We start from the raw sequence: 20232 nt of genomic DNA, 5'->3' as shown, positions 1-20232 counted from the left end.
TACACGACCGGCGCCTGCCTCTTCGGGCAGCAATGCAGCGCCAGCCCTTGCGGCGCGCCGCGTTCGCGCGCTCACCCACCGCTTGTCCACGGAGTTGTCCACAGGCTTTGTGGACATCTTTACAGCCATGGGCACGGCAACTGCCGTTCGCCTGCAAAGCAGGTCCCACCTGCAACAGGCAGAAGGAGCTTTCGTGGAGCGCGCAGGGACGATGGGCGGGGCGGTGGGTGACGGTGCGCCGGGCTGTGAAGCGTGGGCGCAGGTGATGCCCACCCAGATGTGGACCGCGACTCCCGACGGACGGCTGAACTGGGCCAACGACCGTGTGGTGGCCTACACCGGCTTGCCGATGGACGAGCTGATCGGCCAGGGCTGGGCGCAGGTGATCCACCCGGTCGACCTGCCCGAGGTGCAGCAGCGCTGGTCGCAGGCCATCACTTCCGGCGAACCGCACGAGGTGGAGTACCGCATGCGCCGCGCCGACGGCGAGTACCGCTGGCACCTGTCGCGCGCGGTGCCGGCGCGCGACGCGCAGGGCGGCATCTCGCAATGGATGGGCAGCAGCACCGACATCCACGAGCTGCGCCTGGCCGAGGCCCGCAGCCTGCGCGACCGCGACCGCATCTGGACGCTGTCGCAGGAGCTGATGCTGGTGTGCGACTACACCGGCCACATCCGCGCGGTGAACCCGGCGGCCACCCGCATCCTGGGCTGGGAAGAGGGCGAGATGGTGGGCCGCACCGTGGCCGATTTCCTGCACCCGGACGACCTGGCGCGCACCGCCGACGAGGTGGGCCGGCTGGCCGGCGGCGCCACCACCGCCGGCTTCGAGAACCGCTACCGCGCCCGCGACGGCAGCTTCCGTCTGCTGAACTGGACGGCCGTGCCCGACAGCGGGTTCATCCACGCGGTGGCCCGTGACGTGACCCGCGAGCGCGCCACCGAGGAGGCGCTGCGCCAGGCCCAGAAGATGGAAGCGGTGGGCCAGCTCACCGGTGGCGTGGCGCACGACTTCAACAACCTGCTGACCATCATCCGCACCTCCATCGACCTGATGCAGCGGCGCAGCCTGAGCCCGCAGCAGCAGCAACGCTGCATGGGCTCGATCGCCAATGCGGTGTCGCGGGCGGCGCGGCTCACCGGGCAGCTGCTGGCCTTTGCGCGGCGGCAGGCGCTGCAGCCGGTGAGCTTCGACGCCAGCGGTAACGTGCGCGCCATCGGCGAGATGATCCAGACCCTGGTGGGCGCGCGCATCCTGGTGGAGGTGCAGATACCCGACACGCCGTGCACCATCCACGCCGACCCCAGCCAGTTCGACACCGCACTGGTGAACATGGCGGTGAACGCCCGTGATGCGATGGACGGCGAAGGCCGGCTGCTGATCCGCGTGCGGCAGGTGCGCGGCATTCCGGCGCTGCGGGCGCAGCCGGCCATGGCCGGCGACTTCGTCGCCGTCTCGCTCACCGACAGCGGCGCCGGCATCGCGGCCGAGCACCTGGACGCGATCTTCGAGCCCTTCTTCACCACCAAGCCGGTGGGCCTGGGCACCGGGCTGGGCCTGTCGCAGGTGTTCGGCTTCGCGCGCCAGTCCAACGGCGCGGTGCACGTGGACAGCGTGGCCGGGGAGGGCGCCACGTTCACGCTGTACCTGCCGCAGCATGCCGACGGCAGCCGCAGCGCCGAGAGCGACGAGACCGAGGCCAGCCAGCCCGAACCGCCGGCCGGCGGCTGCGTGCTGGTGGTGGAGGACAACGCCGAGGTGGCCGCCTCGGTGCATCACACGCTGGGCGTGCTGGGCTATTCGGCGGTGCTGGCCCACAGCGCCCGTGCGGCGCTGGCCGAACTGGCGCGCGACGCCGACCGCTTCACCGCGGTGTTCAGCGACGTGGTGATGGCAGGCATGGACGGCATCGAGCTGGCGCGCGAGATCCGGCGGCTGCACCCGGGCCTGCCCATCGTGCTGTCCAGCGGCTACAGCAAGGTGCTGGCCGACGACACCTCGCACGGCTTCGAGCTGCTGCCCAAGCCCTACTCGCTGGACGCCTTGTCGCACCTGCTGCAGGCCGCCACGCGAGAGCGCCTGTTGCGCAGCGAAGCCACCCGGCTGCAGGAGCTGGACGCGCTGGGCGTGCTGGACACCGACGAGGAAGTGGCCTACGACGAGCTGACCCGCCTGGCCGCCACCTTCTTCGATGCGCCGGTGGCGCTCATCTCGCTGGTCGACCGCGACCGCCAGTGGTTCAAGTCGCGCGTCGGGCTGCAGATCCGCGAAACCCCGCGCGAGGACGCCTTCTGCACCCATGCCATCCAGCAGCCGCAGCAGGTGATGGTGGTCAACGACGCCCACGCCGACCCGCGCTTCCAGTCCAACCGGCTGGTGACCGGGGAGCCGCACATCCGCTTCTACGCCGGTGCACCGCTGGTCACGCCCACCGGCAATGCCATCGGTACTTTGTGCGTCATCGATTACCAGCCGCGCGAGGTGGATGCCCGGCAGATGGAGATGCTGCAGTACCTGGCGGCCAAGGTGATGCAACGGCTGGAGCAGCGCCGGCGTGATCGTTGACCCGACTTTGAACCGGAGTAGCGCTTGCTACGGCCGGGTCAACAGCGATTCAGCTTCGCCGCCGCCGCGCGATTGCGTAGGCTGAGGCATGAAAGCGATTCGATCAGATCGGCCCACCGCGGCCGTGGTGGGCGCCGGCATCGCCGGGGCCAGCTGCGCCCAGGCGCTGGCCGGTGCGGGCTGGCGGGTGCAGGTGTTCGACAAGTCGCGCGGACCGGGCGGCCGGCTGGCCACCCGCCGCATGGGTTGGACCGACGCCTCCGGCCAGCTGCGGCAGACCGTGCTGCACCACGGCGCGCCGGGCTTCACTGCCCGCAGCCCGCAGTTCGTGCAGTGGCTGCAGGAGGCCGTGGGCGCCGGCGCGGCGGAAGCCTGGCAGCCGCTGGTGGCCAGCGGCAGCCGCCCGGCGGGCGACGACCCCTACACCGTGCGCTACCGCGGCCTGCCCGACGGGCCGGCGCTGTGCCGCTGGCTGCTGCAGGGGCTGCCGGAGCTGCAGACCCATTGGAACCTGCCGGTCGACCAGCTGCAGCATGGCGCCGACGGCTGGCGTCTGCTGGCCGGCGGCCAGCCGCTGGGCGAAGCGGTCGATGCGGTGATCTTGGCCCTGCCACCCGCGCAGGCCGCGCCGCTGCTGGCGCCCCACCGGCGCGACTGGGCGCAGCGTGCCTCGCTGGTGTTGATGCAGCCTTGCTGGAGCCTGATGGGCGTCAGCGGCCCGCTGCCCGACGGCCTGGCGGCCGCTGCGCAGCCCTGGCAGATCGCCCGGCCGCAGCAGGGCGCGCTGGCCTTCATCCTGCGCGAGCCGGGTGAGACCGATGAGCTGCGCTGGGTGCTGCATGCGCGCGCCGGCTGGAGCCGCCAGCACCTGGAAGATCTGCCCGAGCAGGTGCTGCCCGAGCTGAAGGCGGCCTTGCAGAGCTGGCTGGGCACGTCGCCGGCCTGGCGGCATGCGGTGGTGCACCGCTGGCGCTTCGCGGTTCCGGCTGCGCAGCCGCTGCCCTTCGATGGACCTGCCGACAGTGATGCACCGCCAGCACCGGCCAGCTGCTGGTGGGACGCCGGCCAGGGCCTGGGCGTGTGCGGCGACTTCCTGGGCCATGCGCCCGCCAGCCCGGTGGGCAGCGGCGGCACGGTGGAAGGTGCCTGGGCCTCCGGACGGGCGATGGCGGCGCAGCTGCTGTCGTCCGCCGTACCCGCATCGGCCGCCGCAGGCGGCCATCCCCTTCTCAACACGGTGGCTTCATGAACCCGATCGTCCTCATCACCGGCGCCAGCGGCGGCATCGGCCGCACGCTGGCCACCCAACTCACCGAACAAGGTTGCCGCGTGGCGGCCGTGGGCCGCGACGCCGGCCGCCTGGCCGAGGTGCCGGCGGCGCTGCGCATCGTGGCCGACACCACCACGCCCGAAGGGGCGGCGCTGGCCGTGGCTGCCTGCACCGAAGGCCTGGGCGCCGCGCCCACGCAGCTGGCGCATGCGGTGGGCAGCACCCTGGTGGCGCCGCTGCACCGCACGCAGGACGTGGTGTACCGGGAGCTGATACGCGTGAACCTGGACAGCGCGGTGTACATGCTGCAGGCCTGGCTGGCCGGCCTGAAGGGCGCTGCCGGTTCGGCGGTGTTCGTCAGCTCGGTGGTGGCCCGCATCGGCGTGGCCAACCACGAAGCCATCGCCGCCGCCAAGGGCGGCGTGGAGGCGCTGGTACGCAGCGCCGCCGCCACCTACGCGGCCCAGGGCGTGCGCGTGAATGCGGTGGCGCCGGGCATGACCGAGACGCCGATGACCGCCGGCATGCTCAAGCTGCCCGCGATGCGCGAAGCCGCCGCCCGCCAGTACCCGCTGGGCGGCGTGCAGGCCGCCGGCGAGGTGGCCGGCGTGATGGCCTGGCTGCTGGGCGATGGCGCCGCCCGCCTCACCGGCCAGGTGGTGCCGGTGGACGGCGGCTTCACCACCGTGCGGCCGCTGGTGCGCTGAGGCTGCGCAGCCGCTGGGGGCCCGTCAAGGCGTGGGCGGGGTCGGCGGCGGCATGCCGCCCGGGCCGCCAGGACCTCCGGTACCACCCGGGCCGCCACCGGTCATGCCGGTTTCGGTGCTGCTGCAGCGGGCGCCGGTGTCGATCAGGATGTCGAAGCGCGCGCTGGCGTACTGGGTGGTGCGCGCCACCTGCAGCTTCAGCGAATCACCGGCCACCGCGCCCTGCACGCAGCTGTTGCTGCCCTGGTAGACCTGGTCGGTGGCATGCGGCTGGTCGGGCAGGCCGTGGGTGTAGTAGGGCAGGTTGCTGTCGGTGTACACCAGCTGCGAGAGCGTCTCGTCGAAGAAGAACTGCGTGGTCAGCGAGGTGGTCTGCCCGCTGCTGCCCACCGGCACCTGCCGCACCTTGCAGTGGATGTGCGGCGAGCGGCCGCTGTACCAGCCGGGGTAGATGGTCTTGAAGCGGGTCTTGCCCTGCTTGTCGGTGAGTTGGTAGCCGCGCAGGAACTTCTTGCCCACCGTGCTGTTGGCCGACACGTCGGAGTACAGGCCCAGCGCATTGCAGTGCCAGATGTCCACCATCGCATTGGGCAGCGGCGTCACCACGCCGGTGGTGCTGTTGAGGCTGGAGACGGTCACCGTCAACAGCAGCAACAGGCCGGCCTGGGTGCTGCCGTCCGTCGGGTCGATGCGGATGTCCGAGCGGTTCAGCATCTCGTCGACGAAGTACGGCCCTTCGGTCACGTCGACGGTGGAACGGTCGCCCAGCGCGGCCTGCACCAACGGCGAAGCGACGAGCGCGGCGGCACCGGCGCCGGCGCTGCGCAGGAAGATGCGGCGCGGGGTGTTGACGAGGCGTTGGCTCACGGCTGCGCTCCGGTGGGGTGGGTGGAAGAAGCGGCCTGCGCACGGCCGCGGCGTTGGCGGGCCAGGCCGCCCAGCGCCGCCAGGCCCGACAGCAGGCACAGCGCGCTGGCCGGCTCGGGCACGGCCGACACGCTGACCGCGGCCTGCAGCGGGTACAGCGTGCTTTCAGCGAACCAGGTGGCGCCGGCGTCGGTGCTGTCGGCCCAGGTGGACGTGAAGCCGCTGCCGCTGCCGGTGTTGCTGCTGGTCCAGCTCCACTGGCTGGCACCGCTGTCCTGGCTGAGCACCAGCCAGTAGGTGCTGCCGGTGGTCAGCGTGGTGCCGGTGAGGCTGAAGCTCAGCGTACCGGCGCTGCTGCTGGTGGCGGTGAAGGCCGCCAGCGCGCTGCCGGGAATCAGGCCGCTGCTGTCGCTGCTGTACAGCGTCAGGGCCGCGGTACCGCTGCTGGTGGTGGCTGCCAGCGTGGCCAGCAGCACAGCGCTGCTGGACAGCGTGGTGGTGTTGACGAAGCTGATGGCCAGCCAGTCGGTGGCGGTGGCTTCCAGCGTGTCGCTGCTGGTCTGGTCCAGGTTGCTGGACAGGACGGTGCTGGCTGCGGCCGGCATGGCGGCGCCGGCCAGCGCCAGGGCCACGCAGCAGGCCAGCGCCTGCAGCGGGCGCGCGGGCGGACGACGGTGAGGTGATGGCATCGAGGCTGTCTCCCAGGGTTGGAGAGCCCAGCATGCCGGCCCATGTTGTCGGGCCTTTATTCAGTTCGTGTCAGGCTTGACGCAGTGGCCGTGGCCAGCCCGGCAGGTCGGCCAGCTGCTTCAGCCCCTGGGTGCTGCGTTTCCACCAAGCCGAGAAGGAAGCGCAGGGCCGGTCCACCGGGTCGAACAGCCGTTCGGGGGGGCGCAGGTGCAGGCCCGCGGGTGCATGCGGGTCGGCATGCGGGTCGGACCAGGCCTGCACCGAGCGGGCCCCGGCCAGCAGCGCGGCCAGCGTGGCACGGTCGGCATGCAGGGCCAGCGGCGTCACTTCGGCCATGCGGGCCGCCGCCCAGCGCCAGCGGCCTTCGGTCCAGGGCCAGGCTGCATGGTGTTCGGCCGGCCACCAGCCCAGGCACACGGCATCGGCCGGCACGTCGGCCGGCGGTGCGCGCAGCGCCCAGGGATGCACCAGCCACACGTCGCGGCCGGCCACCCGCGCCGGCGCGGGCGCCGGTGGCAGCAGGTCTGCGGGCGGCATGGCATGGCGCGGCGGCTCTCTCACGCCACTGCTCACGCCGGTGCCTGCGCCGGCTGCGGGCGCCCGGGCGGCGTTGCGGGCCATCGCGTCCAGCGTCCCGTAGTCGGTGTCGATCACGCTGCCCGGGCTGTGCCAGGCCGGCGGCGCAAAGCGGGCCACGTTCTCGGCATTGAACAGGTAAGGCTGGTGGCTGCCGGTGCCGGCCACCCATTGCCAGCTGAGGTGGTTGCTGGCCAGGTCGCCGTCCAGCAGGTGGCCCAGCAGCCAGTCGGCGCCCGCGCGCCAGTGCACCTTGCGCAGGTGCACCAGGTAGCTGGCCAGCCACAGCCGCGCATGGTTGTGCAGCAGGCCGTGGGCATACAGCTGGTGCACCGCCTGGTCGACCACCGGCACGCCGGTGCGGGCTTCGCGCACGTCGGTGGGCACTTCGGCCGCATAAGCCTCGTCGGGCAGCGGCCCTTCATGCAGCGACTGCAGGATGCCGCTGCCGCGGTGCGCCCACACATGGCGGAAGAACTCGCGCCAGCCCAGCTCCATCACGAAGCGGTGCTGCAGGTGCAGGCCCGGGTGGCGCGCCGCCACGCCGGCCGCCACCTCGGGCAGGCTGACCACGCCATGCGTGATCCACGGCGACAGACCCGATACCGCGCCATCCAGCGCATTGCGGCTGTGTGCATAGGCGGCGGGCTGCACCGCCGCGATGCGGTCCAGCGCCTGGCGGCGGCTCATGCGGGCTGGCCCTGGCTGCCACCCACTCGGCCCTGGCGTATGGCCTCGGCCCGCTGGCTCACGGCCTGGCGTTCGGCCTCGGTCAGGCGCGAGAGGTTCTTCAGCTGCATCACCATGCGCTGGTTGCCGGCCAGCATCGGCTCGTGCCGCATCAGAAAGTCCCAGTACAGCGTGGTGAAGGGGCAGGCGTCGTCGCCCTCGCGTTCGGCGGGCTTGTAGCGGCACTGCGAGCAGGGCCCGCCCATGCGCTGGATGTAGCGGCCGCTGGCCACGTAGGGCTTGCTGCCCAGCAGGCCGCCGTCGCCGTACTGGCTCATGCCCAGGGTGTTGGGCAGTTCCACCCATTCCACCGCGTCCACGTACACCGCCAGGTACCAGGCATGCACCTGCTGCGGCTGCACGCCCAGCAGCAGCGCGTACAGGCCCGTGACCATCAGCCGCTGGATGTGGTGGGCATAGCCGTGGGCCAGCGTCTGCGTGATGGCGTCGCGCAGGCAGGCCATGTCGGTGTCGCCGGTCCAGTACCAGCCGGGCAGCGGCTGCTGCGCGTACAGTGCATTGCGTTCCAGGTAGCCGGGCATCTGCGTCCAGTAGATGCCGCGCACGTACTCGCGCCAGCCCAGGATCTGGCGGATGAAGCCTTCCACGCTGGCCAGTGGCGCATGGCCGGCGTGGTAGGCCGCCTCGGCCGCATGCACCACCTCGAACGGGTTCAGCAGCTTGAGGTTGAGCGCGGCCGACAGCTGCGAGTGGTAGAGCCAGGGCTCGCCGGGCCACATCGCGTCTTCATAGCGGCCGAAGAGCGGCAGCCGTTCGGCGACGAAGGTCTGCAGCGCCTGCAGGGCCTGCTCGCGCGTCACCGGCCAGGCAAAGCTGTCCAGGCTGCCGGGGTGTTCGGCAAAGCGCGTGCGCACCAGGTCCAGCACCTCGCGGGTGATGGCGTCGGGCTCGAACAGGGCACGCTGCGGCAGCAGGCCGGGGCCTTTGGCGCCGAAGGACTCGCGGTTGTCCACATCGAAGTTCCACTGCCCGCCCACCGGCTTGCCATGCTGCATCAGGATGCCGTGGCGCTGGCGCATCTCGCGGTAGAAGAACTCCATGCGCAGGCTTTTGCGGCCCTTGGCATAGGCCGCGAACTCGCGCACGGTGTTGAAGAAGTGGCGGTCTTCGCACACCTCCAGCGCCAGGCCGGCGGCTTCCACCACGGCCTTGAGCGACTGCCACACCCGCCAGTCGCCGGGCGCGGTCATCACCACGCGCTGCGGCTTCAGCGCGGCCAGCGTGGCCTGCAGCTCGTCGGCCAGGCTGCCGCGGTTGTCGGCGTCGTCCAGCCGGCGGTAGTGCAGCGGCCGGCCCGCCTCGCGCAGCGCCTGCGCAAAGTGCCGCATCGCGGCCAGGAAGAGGGCGATGCGCTGCTGGGCCGACCACACGTGGGTGGACTCTTCGGCCACCTCGGCCATCCACACCGCGTCCTGCGTGTTGTCGAAGCCGTCGAAGGCCGCGGCCTGCAGGTCGAGCTGGTCGCCCAGCACCAGCACCAGGTGACGGACGGCGGCCATCAGCCCGCGGCGCCCGTGGATGCGCCGCTGCCACCGCGGCTGCGGCGGCAGGCGTCTGAGCAGAACTTGACCTCGTCCCAGCTGCGCGCCCAGCGTTTGCGCCAGGTCATCGGCCGGCCGCAGGCCACGCAGGGCTTGCTGGGCAGGTGCTGCTTGTTGCCCTTGAAGGCGGCGGACTCGGCGGCGGGGCGGGGGCGGCTGGGCATCGGCGGCGGCGCGTGGCAGGCGGGAGGTGGGGCACTGTGCCACGGCCTCCATGGCCCTGCGGGCCGTCAGCCGTTGGCGGGCTGGCCGGTGCGGCGCCAGCAGCCCTTGCCGTCGCGCTTGGCGGCATACAGCCCTTCGTCGGCGGCCAGCAGCAGGGGGTCGGGCTCGCCGCCGTCCAGCGGGGCCAGGGCCACGCCGATGCTGGCGCGCGCCGGCAGGTCGACCAGACCGCCCAGGTCGTGCGGCTGGGCCAGCGCCTGCAGCATGCGCTGTGCGATCTCGGCGGTCACGGCTTCATCGGCCCCGGGCAGCAGCACCACGAACTCGTCGCCGCCCAGCCGGCACACCAGGTCCTCGGCGCGCACCACGTCGGCCAGGCGCCGCGCTACGCTCTTGAGCAGCCAGTCGCCGGCCGCATGGCCGTGGCGGTCGTTCACTGCCTTGAAGCCGTCCAGGTCCAGGCACAGCACCGCGAATCGGTGCCCGTCTGGCAGGCCGCGGCACAGTGCCACCAGGCGCTCGCGCAGCATCAGCCGGTTGGGCAGCTCGGTCAGCGGATCGTGCATCGACAGCCGGCGGTTCTCCTGCTGGGCGCGCAGCGCACCGATCACGATCTGGTGGTTCAGGCCCAGCAGCACCTGGAAGGCGTAGGCGGCGGCCGGCATCAACCACGCCAGCAGGTGCAGTTCGGGCAGGGGCGAAGTCAGCAGTCCCACGCAGACGGCCGCCCACAGCACGTACAGGTAGAGCGCGGCCAGCCGCGGAAACGCCTGCCAGCGCGAAACGCAATAGCCGGAAAAGCCGGAGGCGATCATCGCACTGACCACCACCAGGTACAGCGACGGTTGCCGGATCGACAGGCTGATGCCCGCGGCCACCCAGGTGAGCCACACCGCGTTGACCAGCAACACCCGGCGCATGGGCAGGCGCCGGCCCTGTTGCTCAGCCACCGTGATCAACCGGCTGCACCACAGGCGCAGCACCAGCAGGACCAGATCGGACAGCAGCCAGGCCAGGGCCCAGGCGGCACCTGTGATCCAGAAGGCCATGCCCGCGACGATCTGCGCCCAGAAGGAGGCCAGCAGCGAGACCAGGAAGGGCTCGCGCAGCGTCAGCACCATCGCCCGCCGAACCTCGGGCAGCTCGCGCTGGCCGGTGCCGCACAACCACAGGAAGACCCGATCGCCCAGCGCACGAGGGCCGGGTGAGGCGGGGTGGGGCACGGCCAAGGACTTCACAGTCGGCATATCGGAACCCGGGCCGCCCGATGCAGGCCGCCCTGCGGGCTGCATCGGCGGAGATCGTGAATTCCCTCGCACTGCGAAGAATCTAATGCGTCAGAATCATAAGTGACTCAAGCAGTGGGGGTGGTTGGCCGATAAGGCGCCCTGGCGTGCAGCGAATGCGCCCCGGCTCCCAGGTCCTACTCCATGTCGCCGTCTCCCCCCGAATCCCTGTGGTCAGCCGTCACCGCCAAGCGGCGCAAGCTGCGCCGCTGGCTCATCTTGGCCAACCTGGTCGCGGCGGTGCTGCTGGCCTCGCTGGTGCTGTCGGTGCTGCTGCGGGCCAAGGCCAGCTACGAAGCGCGCGCCCGCGACCTGGCCGAATCACTGGCGGCGGTGGCCCAGCTCAACATCGGCAGCGAGCTGTCGCAGGTGGATGCGGTGCTGCGCAGCACGCTGCAGGACCTGTCGCTGCCGCGGCTGCGTGCCCTGCTGGGTGATGCGGGCACCACCGATCTGCTGATGCACCGGGCCTCCTTGCTGCCGGCGATGGAGGGCCTGCGGCTGACCGATGCCGAGGGCCAGGTGCGCTGGGGCACCGGGCTGGCGGGCGTGCCGGTGCCTTCCGTCAGCGACCGCGACTACTTCGTCACCGCGCACGGGTCGCCCGATGCGCAGCCCATCGTTTCGGGGCCGCTGCAGTCGCGGCTCACGGGCATGTGGGTGATGGTGGTGGCGCGGCCGCTGGTGGTGGAGGGCCGTTTCGAGGGCCTGCTCTACGCCACCATCCCGGTGGACCACATGGTGCAGCTGTTCAGGCGCTACGAACTGGGCCTGCACGATGCCATCACCCTGCGCACCGACGACCTGCGCCTGGTGGCCCGCCATGCGCCCGGCGGCGGCGCGCAGGGCGAGGTGGGCCTGGCCGCCGTCTCGACGCAGCTGCGTGAGGCGACACAGCGCCAGCCCACGGCGGGCTGGTTCGTCTCGCGCGCGGCCATCGACAACCTGCCCCGCACCACGGCCTACCGCCAGGTGGCGGGCTGGCCGCTCAAGGTCTTCGCCGGGGTGAGCAACGAGCGCTTCTTCGAGCCCTGGCGCGAGCAGGCGCTGCAGGTATCGCTGACCGCGGCGCTGGCCTGGCTGCTGCTGGTGGCGGCTGCCTTCGCCATCTTCCGCTTCGGCGCGCGGGAGGCCCTGGCCATGGACCAGCTGGCCGCCCAGGCGGTGGCCCAGCGTGAGGCGCAGCAGCGCATCGCGGCCCTGCTGCGCGAGCAGGCGGCCATGCTGGACAACGACCTGGTCAGCATGGCCCGCGTCAGCGGTCGCGCCATCCGCTGGAGCAACGTGGCCTTCGAGCGCCTGCTGGGCTACGGCCCTGGTGAATTGAACGACCAGTCCATGGCCGTGCTGTATGCCGACGAGGCCACGTTCGAGCGCGTCGGCCGTGAGGCCTATCCGGTGCTGGCGTCTGGCAGCAGCTACCGCAGCCAGGTGCCGATGCGCCGCAAGGACGGCACGGTGCTGTGGGTGGAGATCACCGGCGCGCGGCTGGCCGGCGACGACAGCTTCTGGATGGCGGTGGACATCACCGCCGCCAAGGCCGCCCACGAGCAGCTGGTGCACGTGGCGCACCACGACCCGCTGACCCAGCTGCCCAACCGCACGCTGCTGCTGCAGCGGCTGCGGCACAGCCTGGCGGTGCAGGCGCGCAGCGGCACTGCGCTGGCGGTGTGCTACCTGGACCTGGACGGCTTCAAGGGCATCAACGACCGCTTCGGCCATGACGCGGGCGATGCGCTGCTGGTGGCCGTGGCGCGCCGCATGGAGCACCAGCTGCGGCCCGGGGACACCGTGGCCCGCATCGGCGGCGACGAGTTCGTGCTGGTGCTGACCGAGCTGCCGCCCGAAGCCTGGCCGCCGGTGCTGGACCGGCTGGTGGACGCGCTGCGCCAGCCGGTGAAGCTGGAGGGCGGCCAGACCGTGCAGGTGGGCGCCAGCGTGGGCGTGGCCGCCGCCACCCCCGACGCCGACGCCCACGCCCTGCTGAGCCTGGCCGACCAGGCGCTGCTGCGCGCCAAGCGCGAGGGCAAGGGACGGGTGGTGCTGGCCGCCGGCGCCTGACGTCGCCTCACGTTCTAGACTGCCCCCTGCCAAGACAGGGGACCGCCATGAGCGACGACGCCATTCAACCGCACCTGGCGCAAGCCCAGGCCGACGCCGACCCGCAGGAGACCGCCGAATGGCGCGAGGCGCTGGCCTCGCTGCTGGCCGAGGCCGGCCCGCAGCGGGTGCGCGAGATCATGGACCTGCTGGCCGCCGACGCGCGCCATCCGCGGGTGGGCTGGCAGCCGGCGCTGGGCACGCCTTACGTCAACACCATCCCGGCCGAGCGGCAGCCGGCCTTTCCGGGCGACTTGGCCATCGAGGAGCGGCTGGCTTCGCTGATGCGCTGGAATGCGCTGGCCATGGTAGTGCGTGCCAACCAGGCCGAGCTGGGCGGCTCCAGCGAGCTGGGCGGCCACATCGCGAGCTATGCCAGCGCGGCCGACCTGTTCGAGGTGGGCTTCAACCACTTCTTCCGTGGGGGCGCCGCGCGAGACAGCGACCTGGTGTTCTACCAGCCGCATTCGGCGCCCGGCGTGTATGCCCGCGCCTTTCTGGAAGGCCGGCTGACCGAGCAGGATCTGGCCCACTACCGGCAGGAGATCGCGGCCACCCGAGCCGGGGCACGCGGCCTGTCCAGCTACCCGCACCCCTGGCTGATGCCGGACTTCTGGCAGTTTCCGACCGGCTCGATGGGGCTGGGCCCGATCAGCGCCATCTACCAGGCGCGCTTCATGCGCTACCTGCACCACCGCGGCCTGCTGGACACCGCCCGGCGCAAGGTGTGGGGCGTGTTCGGCGACGGCGAGATGGACGAGCCGGAAAGCATGAGCGCGCTGACCCTGGCCGCGCGCGAGCAGCTGGACAACCTGGTGTGGGTGGTCAACTGCAACCTGCAGCGGCTGGACGGCCCGGTGCGCGGCAACGGCCGCATCATCGACGAGCTGGAGGCGCTGTTCGCGGGCGCCGGCTGGCGCGTCATCAAGCTGGTGTGGGGCTCGGACTGGGACGGCCTTTTCGCCCGCGACACCGAAGGCGCGCTGCAGCGCACCTTCGCACGCACGGTGGATGGCCAGCTGCAGACCTTTGCCGCCAAGGACGGCCGCTACAACCGCGAGCACTTCTTCGGCCAGGACCCGGCGCTGGCCGCGCTGGCCCAGGGCTTGACCGACGAGCAGATCGACCGCCTGAAGCGCGGCGGCCACGACCTGGTCAAGATCCATGCGGCCTACCACGCGGCCATGCGCACCACCGGCCGGCCCACCGTCATCCTGGCGCAGACCAAGAAGGGCTATGGCATGGGCGAGGCCGGCCAGGGTCGCATGACCACCCACCAGCAGAAGAAGCTGGACCGTGACGACCTGATCGCCTTCCGCAACCGCTTCGCGCTGCCGCTGACCGACGAGCAGGCCGCGCGGCTGGACTTCGTCAAGCCGGCGGCCGACAGCGCCGAGATGCGCTACCTGCACGAGCGGCGCGCCGCGCTCGGCGGCTTCGTGCCCGCGCGCAGCGCCGCCGCCCAGCCGGTGCCGGTGCCGCCGCTGGCGCGTTATGGCGAGTTCGCCATCGCGGCGCAGGGCAAGGAGATGAGCACCACCATGGCCTTCGTGCGCATGCTCACCGGCCTGCTGAAGGACGGCGCGCTGGGACCGCGCATCGTGCCCATCGTCGCGGATGAAGCGCGCACCTTCGGCATGGCCAACCTGTTCAAGCAGGTGGGCATCTATGCCTTCAGCGGCCAGGCCTACGAGCCCGAGGACATCGGCTCGGTGCTCAGCTACCGCGAAGCCACCGATGGCCAGATCCTGGAAGAAGGCATCAGCGAGGCCGGTGCGCTGAGCAGCTGGACGGCGGCGGCCACCAGCCATTCGGTGCACGGGCTGCCGATGCTGCCCTTCTACATCTACTACTCGATGTTCGGCTTCCAGCGCGTGGGCGACCTGATCTGGGCGGCCGCCGACCAGCGGGCGCGCGGCTTCCTGCTGGGGGCCACCGCCGGCCGCACCACGCTGGGCGGCGAAGGCCTGCAACACCAGGACGGCGCCAGCCTGCTGCAGGCCAGCACGGTGCCCAACTGCCGCGCCTACGACCCCTGCTTCGCCGGCGAATTCGCGGTGATCCTGGACCACGGCATGCGGGCCATGCTGGAGCGGCAGGAGGACGTCTTCTACTACGTCACCCTGATGAACGAGAACTACGCCCAGCCCTCGCTGCCCGAGGGCGTGGAGGCCGACGTCATCAAGGGCCTGTACCGGCTGGCGCTGCACCAGCCGGCCACGCAGCCGGTGGGCCGCGTGCGGCTGCTGGGCAGCGGCACCATCCTGCGCGAAGTGCTGGCCGCGGCCGAACTGCTGGCCACGCAGTGGCAGGTCGAGGCCGAGGTGTGGAGCGCCACCAGCTTCTCGGAACTGGCGCGCGATGCGGCCGAGGTGGAGCGCTGGAACCGCCTGCACCCCGAGGCGGCGCCGCGCAGCAGCCACCTGGCGCAGTGCCTGCCCGGCGACGAGCCGGTGGTGGCCGCCAGCGACTACGTGCGCGCCTGGCCGCAGCTGGCCGGCGCCTACCTGCAGGCGCCTTTCACCGCGCTGGGCACCGACGGCTTCGGCCGCAGCGACACCCGCGCCGAGCTGCGCCGCTTCTTCGAGGTGGACCGCGGCCACGTGGTGCTGGCCGCGCTGACCGCGCTGCGCCAGCAGGGTCGGGTGGGCGTGGAGGCTTGCAGCCAGGCGATCGCGCACTTCGGCCTGGAGGTGGCGTCCGGGGTGCCGTGGGGGCGGTGAGGCGCTGCCCCGACTCTCAGTCGCCGTTCAGCGCGGGTTCTGTCAGCCAGTCTCCCAGGGCCTCGGGCCGCAGCGGCTGGCTGTAGAAAAAGCCCTGCAGCTCGTCGCAGCCGGCGGCGCGCAGCGCGGCGGCCTGGGCCGGCGTTTCAACGCCTTCGGCCACCACCTTCAGCTTGAGCGTGTGCCCCAGGCCGACGATGGCCTGCACGATGGCGCGGGCGGTGGAGTCGGCCAGCATGTCGTGCACGAACGAGCGGTCGATCTTCAGCTTGTTGATCGGGAAGCGGTTGAGGTAGTTGAGGCTGGAGTAGCCGGTGCCAAAGTCGTCGATCGCCAGGCCCACGCCGAGCTGCCGGATCGCCTGCATCGTGCGCAGCGTGCTGTCGGCGCGGTCCATCAGCATCGATTCGGTCAGCTCCAGCTCCAGCCCGCCGGGCGGCACCGCATGGCGGGCCAGGCTGCCGGCCAGTGTGTCCAGCAGCGTCGGGTCCTGCAGCTGCGGCGCCGACAGGTTGATGGAGACGTTGAGCGGCGGCAGCCCCTGGTCGCGCCAGCGGCCGATCTGCGCGCAGGCCTCTTCGATCACCCAGGCGCCCATGGGCACCACCAACCCGCTTTCCTCGGCAATGGGCACGAACACCGACGGGCTCATCGGGCCCAGCTCTTCGCTGTCCCAGCGCAGCAGGCCTTCCACCCCCACGGTGCGCCCGCTGCGGGCGTCGATGCGCGGCTGGTAGGCCAGGCGCAGTTCACCGGCCTCGATCGCGCGCCGCAGCGCCGCCTCGGTGCGGTGGCGCTGCAGGGCACGTTCGGTCATCTCGGCAGTGAAGAAGGCGCTGGCGTTGCGGCCGCCGGCCTTGGCCTGGTACATGGCGGTGTCGGCATGGCGCATCAGCGTGTCCAGGTCGCTGCTGTCGTCCGGCGCCAGCGCAATGCCCACGCTGCAGGAGACGTTCAGCTCGGTGCCGTCCACCACATGCGGCTGGCGGATGCGCGGGATCAGCCGCTGCTCCACCACGTGGGTCACGTCGTCCACCGTGTCCACGCCGTTGATCACCACCACGAACTCGTCGCCCCCCAGGCGGCTCACGGTGTCGCCCGCGCGCACCGCTTCCAGCAGCCGCCGCGCCACCGAGCGCAGCAGGCCATCGCCGATGTGGTGGCCCAGCGTGTCGTTGATGTCCTTGAAGCGGTCCAGGTCGATGAACATCACCGCCACCTTCTGGCCGGTGCGCTGCGCCTGCTGCAGGGCCAGCCGCAGCCGCTCGATGCACAGCGATCGGTTGGGCAGCTCCGTCAGCACGTCGTGCTGGGCCAGGAACTGGATGCGAGCTTCGCTCTTCTTGCGGTCGGCGATGTCGATCGAGGTGAAGATGTAGTGCGTCACGTCGCCGCGTGCACCGGGGCCTTCACGCACCGGGCTGATCAGCATCCAGGCCGGGTATTCGGTGCCATCGCGCCGGCGCAGCCACAGCTCGCCCTGCCAGGTGCCGCGGCGCCCCACGGCGGCCCAGACCTCGTCGATGAAGCCGGGTGGGTTGGCATTGCCCAGCAGCAGCCGGGGCGGCTCGCCCACCACGTCCTGCAGGTCGTAGCCCGTGGCCTTGTGGAAGGACAGGTTGGTGGTGAGGATGCGCCGGTCGGCGCCGACGATCATGATGGCCTCGGTGGAGGCTTCGAACACCTTGGCCCACAGCTCCAGACGGCGGCGCATCTGCTTCAGGTGGTTGATCGGCGAGAAGACCGTGATCACCGCGTCGCGGCCCTGGTACTGCACGCGGCGGGCGCTGAGCACGGCCCAGGCGGGCTCGCCGCTGCCCTGCCAACGCACCTCGAACTCATGCACCGCGTCGCGGTCGGCCAGCTGCTGGAAGAAGTGCGCCCGCACCGGCGCTTCCAGGCCCACCGCCCAGGGGTCGTCACGCCGGCCGTTCAACCATGATTCGGCAGGTGGGTTGGCATGCAGCACCTCGTGGCCGGGAATGGCCGTCACCATCAGCGGGATGGGGGTGGATTCCACCAGTGCCCGCTGGGCCTCGGCGGCGCGGGCGCTGGCGGCCAGCTCCTGCTGCGCGGTGCGCTCGCGGTCCAGCTGGGCCAGCATGTCGTTGAAGGCCAGCACCAGGCGGCCGATCTCGTCCTGGCTGCGCCAGTCGGCGCGCAGCGTGGGGTCGCCGGTGCGCCGCACCTCGTCGGCCACGCCGGCCATGCGGCGCAGCGGCACCGAGATCTGCCGCGCCACGCCCCACACCAGCGACAGGATGGCCAGCAGCAGCACGAGTGCGGTGCCCAGGTGCATCCACATGCGGGTGTAGAGGCCGTCGATGCGGGTGGCCAGCAGCCGCTCCAGTTCGGTGGCGCCCAGCTGCCAGGCCTGGTGCAGCTCGCTCACCAGCTCGGCCTGTGCCAGGTGCACGGCGCGCAGGCGGTCGCGCGTGGCGCCGTCGTCGATGTAGGCGCGCGAGGCGCGCCGCAGCCCCTCGATGGCGGCGGCCAGCCGCGCCTGCGCCGGGTCCAGCGCGGCGCGCAGCGCCGGCGTGGAGGCGGCCACCGCCTCGGCCTGGTCGCTGGCAATGCCCTGTGCCACCGCGTCGAGCTGGCCCTCCAGCACCAGGTACTGGGTGCGCAGCACGGCCGACTCGCGGCGGGTGTCGGGCCGCAACTGCGCGCCGATGCGGTCCAGCACGTCCAGCAGCTCGGGGTAGCGCAGCAGCACCAGCGACATGCTGTAGTAGCTGTCGAGGTCGGGGTCCAGGATCAGGTTGGACTGGTTGCCCACGCGCGTGACCAGGGCCCGGCCCTGCCCGAGCACCGCCGTCACGGTGTCCGGGGCGGGGCGCGGGCCCAGGGCTTCCAGCGATCGCTGCAGCAGCGAGGCCGCCTCCGCGCTCTTCATGCCTTCGCCATGCAGCCGTTCGGTTTCGGCCACCGATCGGGCCAGTGGCAGCCAGCCTTCCGGCCTTGCCGCCGGCACCGGACCGATCGACGTCCGCGCCAGCGTCACCAGCACGTCGCTGGTGCGGCGGATGTAGGCGATGCCGCTCTCCTCCTTGCGCGCGAAGTCGATGGCGATGAACTTCTCGTTGATCAGGATGCCGCTGATGTAGATGACGGCGGTGAGATCAAGCAGGTAGATCAGGAGCAGCTTCCGGCCCACGGACAGGCGGCCCAGGAAGCGGGCGAACAGACGCGACATCGAGGTCCTTGTACGGCGGGGACGACTGCTGCAGGCACACGGCCACCAGGGGTTGACGGCATGCTGCACTGCAACTTGAGCGCCGACGGGTTTGCGCGGCCTCAGCCAGCCGGGCTCGCGTGCACGGCCCGTGCCAGCGGCGCCCTGCCCATGGCCACACACCACTTTTCAAAGATGCTGAAACCTGAATAGTTGCGAGAAACGGCCGATGACGTGGACGGAACAATCGTCAGAGGCAACATGAGCATCTCGAACTGGAAGGTGGTGACCCGCCTGGCCGTGGGCTTTTCATTGGTGCTGGCCTTGATGGCCGCGATCACCGCGCTGGGCGTCGACCGCATGGCCCGCATCCAGGCCCACCTGGACCAGATCGTGGGCGTGAACAACGCCGACACCAAGCACCTGGGCACGATGTACGACAGCGCCTCCAACCGCGCGATGGCGATGCGCGACGTGGTGCTGCTGGCCGGCACGCCCGGGCAGCAGGCCCAGGTGGCGCGGTTCGCCGAGCTGGCGGCGCAGTACCCCCAGGCCAAGCGCGAGCTGGACAGTCGCCCGCCCCATCCGCAGAAGCAGGCGATCCGCGAACGCATCGACGCCGCCGAGCAGGCCGCGCTGCCCGTTTTCCAGCGCGTGATCGATCTGGCCACCAGCGGCCAGGAGGCCGCCGCGCGCGAGCTGCTGACCACCCAGGCCATCGCGGCGCAGACGCGCTGGCTGGGAGAGCTGAATGCGCTGATCGACCTCAACGACGAACTCAGCCGGCGCGACAACGAGGCCGCGCAGGCCTCCTACCGCAGCGGCTGGATGTTGATGCTGGCCCTGGGCGGTGCGGCCCTGGTGCTGGGCATCGTGGCGGCGCTGGTCATCGTGCGCAGCCTGCTGGTGCAGCTGGGCGGCGAGCCAGCCGCCGCCATGCAGCTGGCGCAGCGCATCGCGGTGGGCGACCTGTCGGTCGACGTGCGCGTGGCGCCCGGCGACACCCGCAGCCTGATGTTCAACCTCAAGACCATGCGCGACGAACTGGCCCGCATCGTCAGCGGCGTGCGCCACGGCACCGAGGGCATCACCCGGGCGGCCGACCTCATCGCGCAGGGCAACCAGGACCTTTCGCAGCGCAGCGTGGAACAGGCCGAGTCGCTGGACAAGACGGCGGTAGCCATCGAGCAGCTGACCGCCACCGTGCAGCAGAACGCCGACAGTGCGGGCCAGGCCAACGAGCTGGCCGTGTCGGCCTCCAGCGTGGCGGTGCAGGGCGGCCGCGAGGTGAGCGAGGTGGTGCAGACCATGGGCCAGATCCACAGCTCGGCGCGGCGCATCGTCGACATCATCGGCGTGATCGACGGCATTGCCTTTCAGACCAACATCCTGGCGCTGAACGCCGCGGTGGAAGCCGCCCGCGCCGGTGAGCAGGGCCGCGGCTTTGCCGTGGTGGCCAGCGAGGTGCGCAGCCTGGCCCAGCGCTCGGCCGTCGCCGCCAAGGAGATCAAGAGCCTGATCGACGACTCGGTGACCCGCATGGACTCGGGCAGCCAGCTGGCCGAAAGCGCGGGCGCCACCATCGCCGCGGTGGTGGAGAGCGTGCAGCGCGTGACCCGCATCGTGGGCGACATCAGCGTGGCCAGCCGCGAGCAGAGCCTGGGCATCAGCCAGGTCAACGAAGCCATTGCGCGCATGGACAGCGCGACCCAGCGCAACACCGCCCTGGTGGGCGAAGCCAGCGCCGCGGCGCAGTCGCAGCAGCAGCAGGCGGCGCAACTGCTGGCGGCGGTGAGCGTGTTCAGGCTGGGGTGAG

General features: G+C 71.5%; 13 protein-coding genes. 6 read left to right on the top strand and 7 right to left on the bottom strand.

Features of this window, described 5'->3' with window-relative positions; genetic code table 11:
- The first annotated feature begins 193 nt into the window (after positions 1 to 193).
- The 3 genes from MW290_RS06350 to MW290_RS06340 all read left to right on the top strand — a co-directional run bounded on the left by MW290_RS06350 (position 194) and on the right by MW290_RS06340 (position 4543).
- Positions 194 to 2566, top strand: coding sequence for a PAS domain-containing protein (locus MW290_RS06350; protein WP_250196415.1), 2373 nt, complete (start codon positions 194 to 196; stop codon positions 2564 to 2566).
- An 88-nt stretch (positions 2567 to 2654) separates the two neighbouring features.
- Positions 2655 to 3815: an NAD(P)/FAD-dependent oxidoreductase gene (locus MW290_RS06345; RefSeq protein ID WP_250196414.1), complete on the top strand. Its 1161-nt coding sequence runs from the start codon at positions 2655 to 2657 to the stop codon at positions 3813 to 3815.
- Positions 3812 to 4543 carry an SDR family NAD(P)-dependent oxidoreductase gene (locus MW290_RS06340; RefSeq protein ID WP_250196413.1) on the top strand — a complete coding sequence of 244 codons (732 nt, stop codon included), beginning with the start codon at positions 3812 to 3814 and terminating at the stop codon, positions 4541 to 4543. Before MW290_RS06345 ends, MW290_RS06340 begins: the two co-directional genes overlap by 4 nt.
- A gap of 24 nt (positions 4544 to 4567) precedes the next feature.
- Here the strand turns inward: MW290_RS06340 and MW290_RS06335 are convergent, their stop codons facing one another.
- The 6 genes from MW290_RS06335 to MW290_RS06310 all read right to left on the bottom strand — a co-directional run bounded on the left by MW290_RS06335 (position 4568) and on the right by MW290_RS06310 (position 10355).
- Positions 4568 to 5410, bottom strand: a complete 843-nt coding sequence (locus MW290_RS06335) for a dioxygenase family protein (protein ID WP_250196412.1) — start codon at positions 5408 to 5410, stop codon at positions 4568 to 4570.
- Positions 5407 to 6099 carry a choice-of-anchor R domain-containing protein gene (locus MW290_RS06330; protein WP_250196411.1) on the bottom strand — a complete coding sequence of 231 codons (693 nt, stop codon included), beginning with the start codon at positions 6097 to 6099 and terminating at the stop codon, positions 5407 to 5409. The genes MW290_RS06335 and MW290_RS06330 overlap by 4 nt, the downstream gene beginning before the upstream one ends.
- Positions 6100 to 6169: 70 nt before the next feature.
- On the bottom strand, positions 6170 to 7366 hold the full coding sequence (locus MW290_RS06325) for an FAD-binding domain-containing protein (protein WP_250196410.1): 1197 nt from the start codon (positions 7364 to 7366) through the stop codon (positions 6170 to 6172).
- On the bottom strand, positions 7363 to 8925 hold the full coding sequence (locus tag MW290_RS06320) for a cryptochrome/photolyase family protein (RefSeq protein ID WP_250196409.1): 1563 nt from the start codon (positions 8923 to 8925) through the stop codon (positions 7363 to 7365). Before MW290_RS06320 ends, MW290_RS06325 begins: the two co-directional genes overlap by 4 nt.
- Positions 8925 to 9131: a DUF2256 domain-containing protein gene (locus MW290_RS06315; protein ID WP_250196408.1), complete on the bottom strand. Its 207-nt coding sequence runs from the start codon at positions 9129 to 9131 to the stop codon at positions 8925 to 8927. Before MW290_RS06315 ends, MW290_RS06320 begins: the two co-directional genes overlap by 1 nt.
- A gap of 66 nt (positions 9132 to 9197) precedes the next feature.
- Positions 9198 to 10355 carry a GGDEF domain-containing protein gene (locus MW290_RS06310; RefSeq protein ID WP_250196605.1) on the bottom strand — a complete coding sequence of 386 codons (1158 nt, stop codon included), beginning with the start codon at positions 10353 to 10355 and terminating at the stop codon, positions 9198 to 9200.
- A 207-nt stretch (positions 10356 to 10562) separates the two neighbouring features.
- Here MW290_RS06310 and MW290_RS06305 point away from each other — a divergent pair, with 207 nt between their 5' ends.
- Positions 10563 to 12479 (top strand): sensor domain-containing diguanylate cyclase, encoded by a 1917-nt coding sequence (locus tag MW290_RS06305; protein ID WP_250196407.1) that lies wholly within the window; start codon positions 10563 to 10565, stop codon positions 12477 to 12479.
- Between the two features lie 47 nt (positions 12480 to 12526).
- Positions 12527 to 15241: an alpha-ketoglutarate dehydrogenase gene (gene mdeB, locus MW290_RS06300; protein ID WP_250196406.1), complete on the top strand. Its 2715-nt coding sequence runs from the start codon at positions 12527 to 12529 to the stop codon at positions 15239 to 15241.
- Positions 15242 to 15257: 16 nt separating this feature from the next.
- On the opposite strand, the gene MW290_RS06295 is transcribed toward mdeB, so the two are convergent.
- Positions 15258 to 18437, bottom strand: coding sequence for a bifunctional diguanylate cyclase/phosphodiesterase (locus MW290_RS06295; protein ID WP_250196405.1), 3180 nt, complete (start codon positions 18435 to 18437; stop codon positions 15258 to 15260).
- Between the two features lie 240 nt (positions 18438 to 18677).
- Here MW290_RS06295 and MW290_RS06290 point away from each other — a divergent pair, with 240 nt between their 5' ends.
- Positions 18678 to 20231 (top strand): methyl-accepting chemotaxis protein, encoded by a 1554-nt coding sequence (locus MW290_RS06290; RefSeq protein WP_250196404.1) that lies wholly within the window; start codon positions 18678 to 18680, stop codon positions 20229 to 20231.
- Position 20232 lies beyond the last annotated feature (1 nt).

Origin of the sequence: Aquincola tertiaricarbonis (assembly GCF_023573145.1) — a bacterium.
GTDB lineage: Bacteria > Pseudomonadota > Gammaproteobacteria > Burkholderiales > Burkholderiaceae_C > Aquincola > Aquincola tertiaricarbonis_B.
This window is presented reverse-complemented; position numbering and strand designations above follow the sequence as displayed.

What these genes read in the sequence shown, in the direction of transcription:
- MW290_RS06330 (WP_250196411.1), bottom strand. Translation starts at nt 6,099, where the DNA reads ATGCCATCACCTCACCGTCGTCCGCCCGCGCGCCCGCTGCAGGCGCTG.
- mdeB (WP_250196406.1), top strand. Translation starts at nt 12,527, where the DNA reads ATGAGCGACGACGCCATTCAACCGCACCTGGCGCAAGCCCAGGCCGAC.
- MW290_RS06305 (WP_250196407.1), top strand. Translation starts at nt 10,563, where the DNA reads ATGTCGCCGTCTCCCCCCGAATCCCTGTGGTCAGCCGTCACCGCCAAG.
- MW290_RS06345 (WP_250196414.1), top strand. Translation starts at nt 2,655, where the DNA reads ATGAAAGCGATTCGATCAGATCGGCCCACCGCGGCCGTGGTGGGCGCC.
- MW290_RS06340 (WP_250196413.1), top strand. Translation starts at nt 3,812, where the DNA reads ATGAACCCGATCGTCCTCATCACCGGCGCCAGCGGCGGCATCGGCCGC.
- MW290_RS06290 (WP_250196404.1), top strand. Translation starts at nt 18,678, where the DNA reads ATGAGCATCTCGAACTGGAAGGTGGTGACCCGCCTGGCCGTGGGCTTT.
- MW290_RS06320 (WP_250196409.1), bottom strand. Translation starts at nt 8,925, where the DNA reads ATGGCCGCCGTCCGTCACCTGGTGCTGGTGCTGGGCGACCAGCTCGAC.
- MW290_RS06325 (WP_250196410.1), bottom strand. Translation starts at nt 7,366, where the DNA reads ATGAGCCGCCGCCAGGCGCTGGACCGCATCGCGGCGGTGCAGCCCGCC.
- MW290_RS06315 (WP_250196408.1), bottom strand. Translation starts at nt 9,131, where the DNA reads ATGCCCAGCCGCCCCCGCCCCGCCGCCGAGTCCGCCGCCTTCAAGGGC.
- MW290_RS06295 (WP_250196405.1), bottom strand. Translation starts at nt 18,437, where the DNA reads ATGTCGCGTCTGTTCGCCCGCTTCCTGGGCCGCCTGTCCGTGGGCCGG.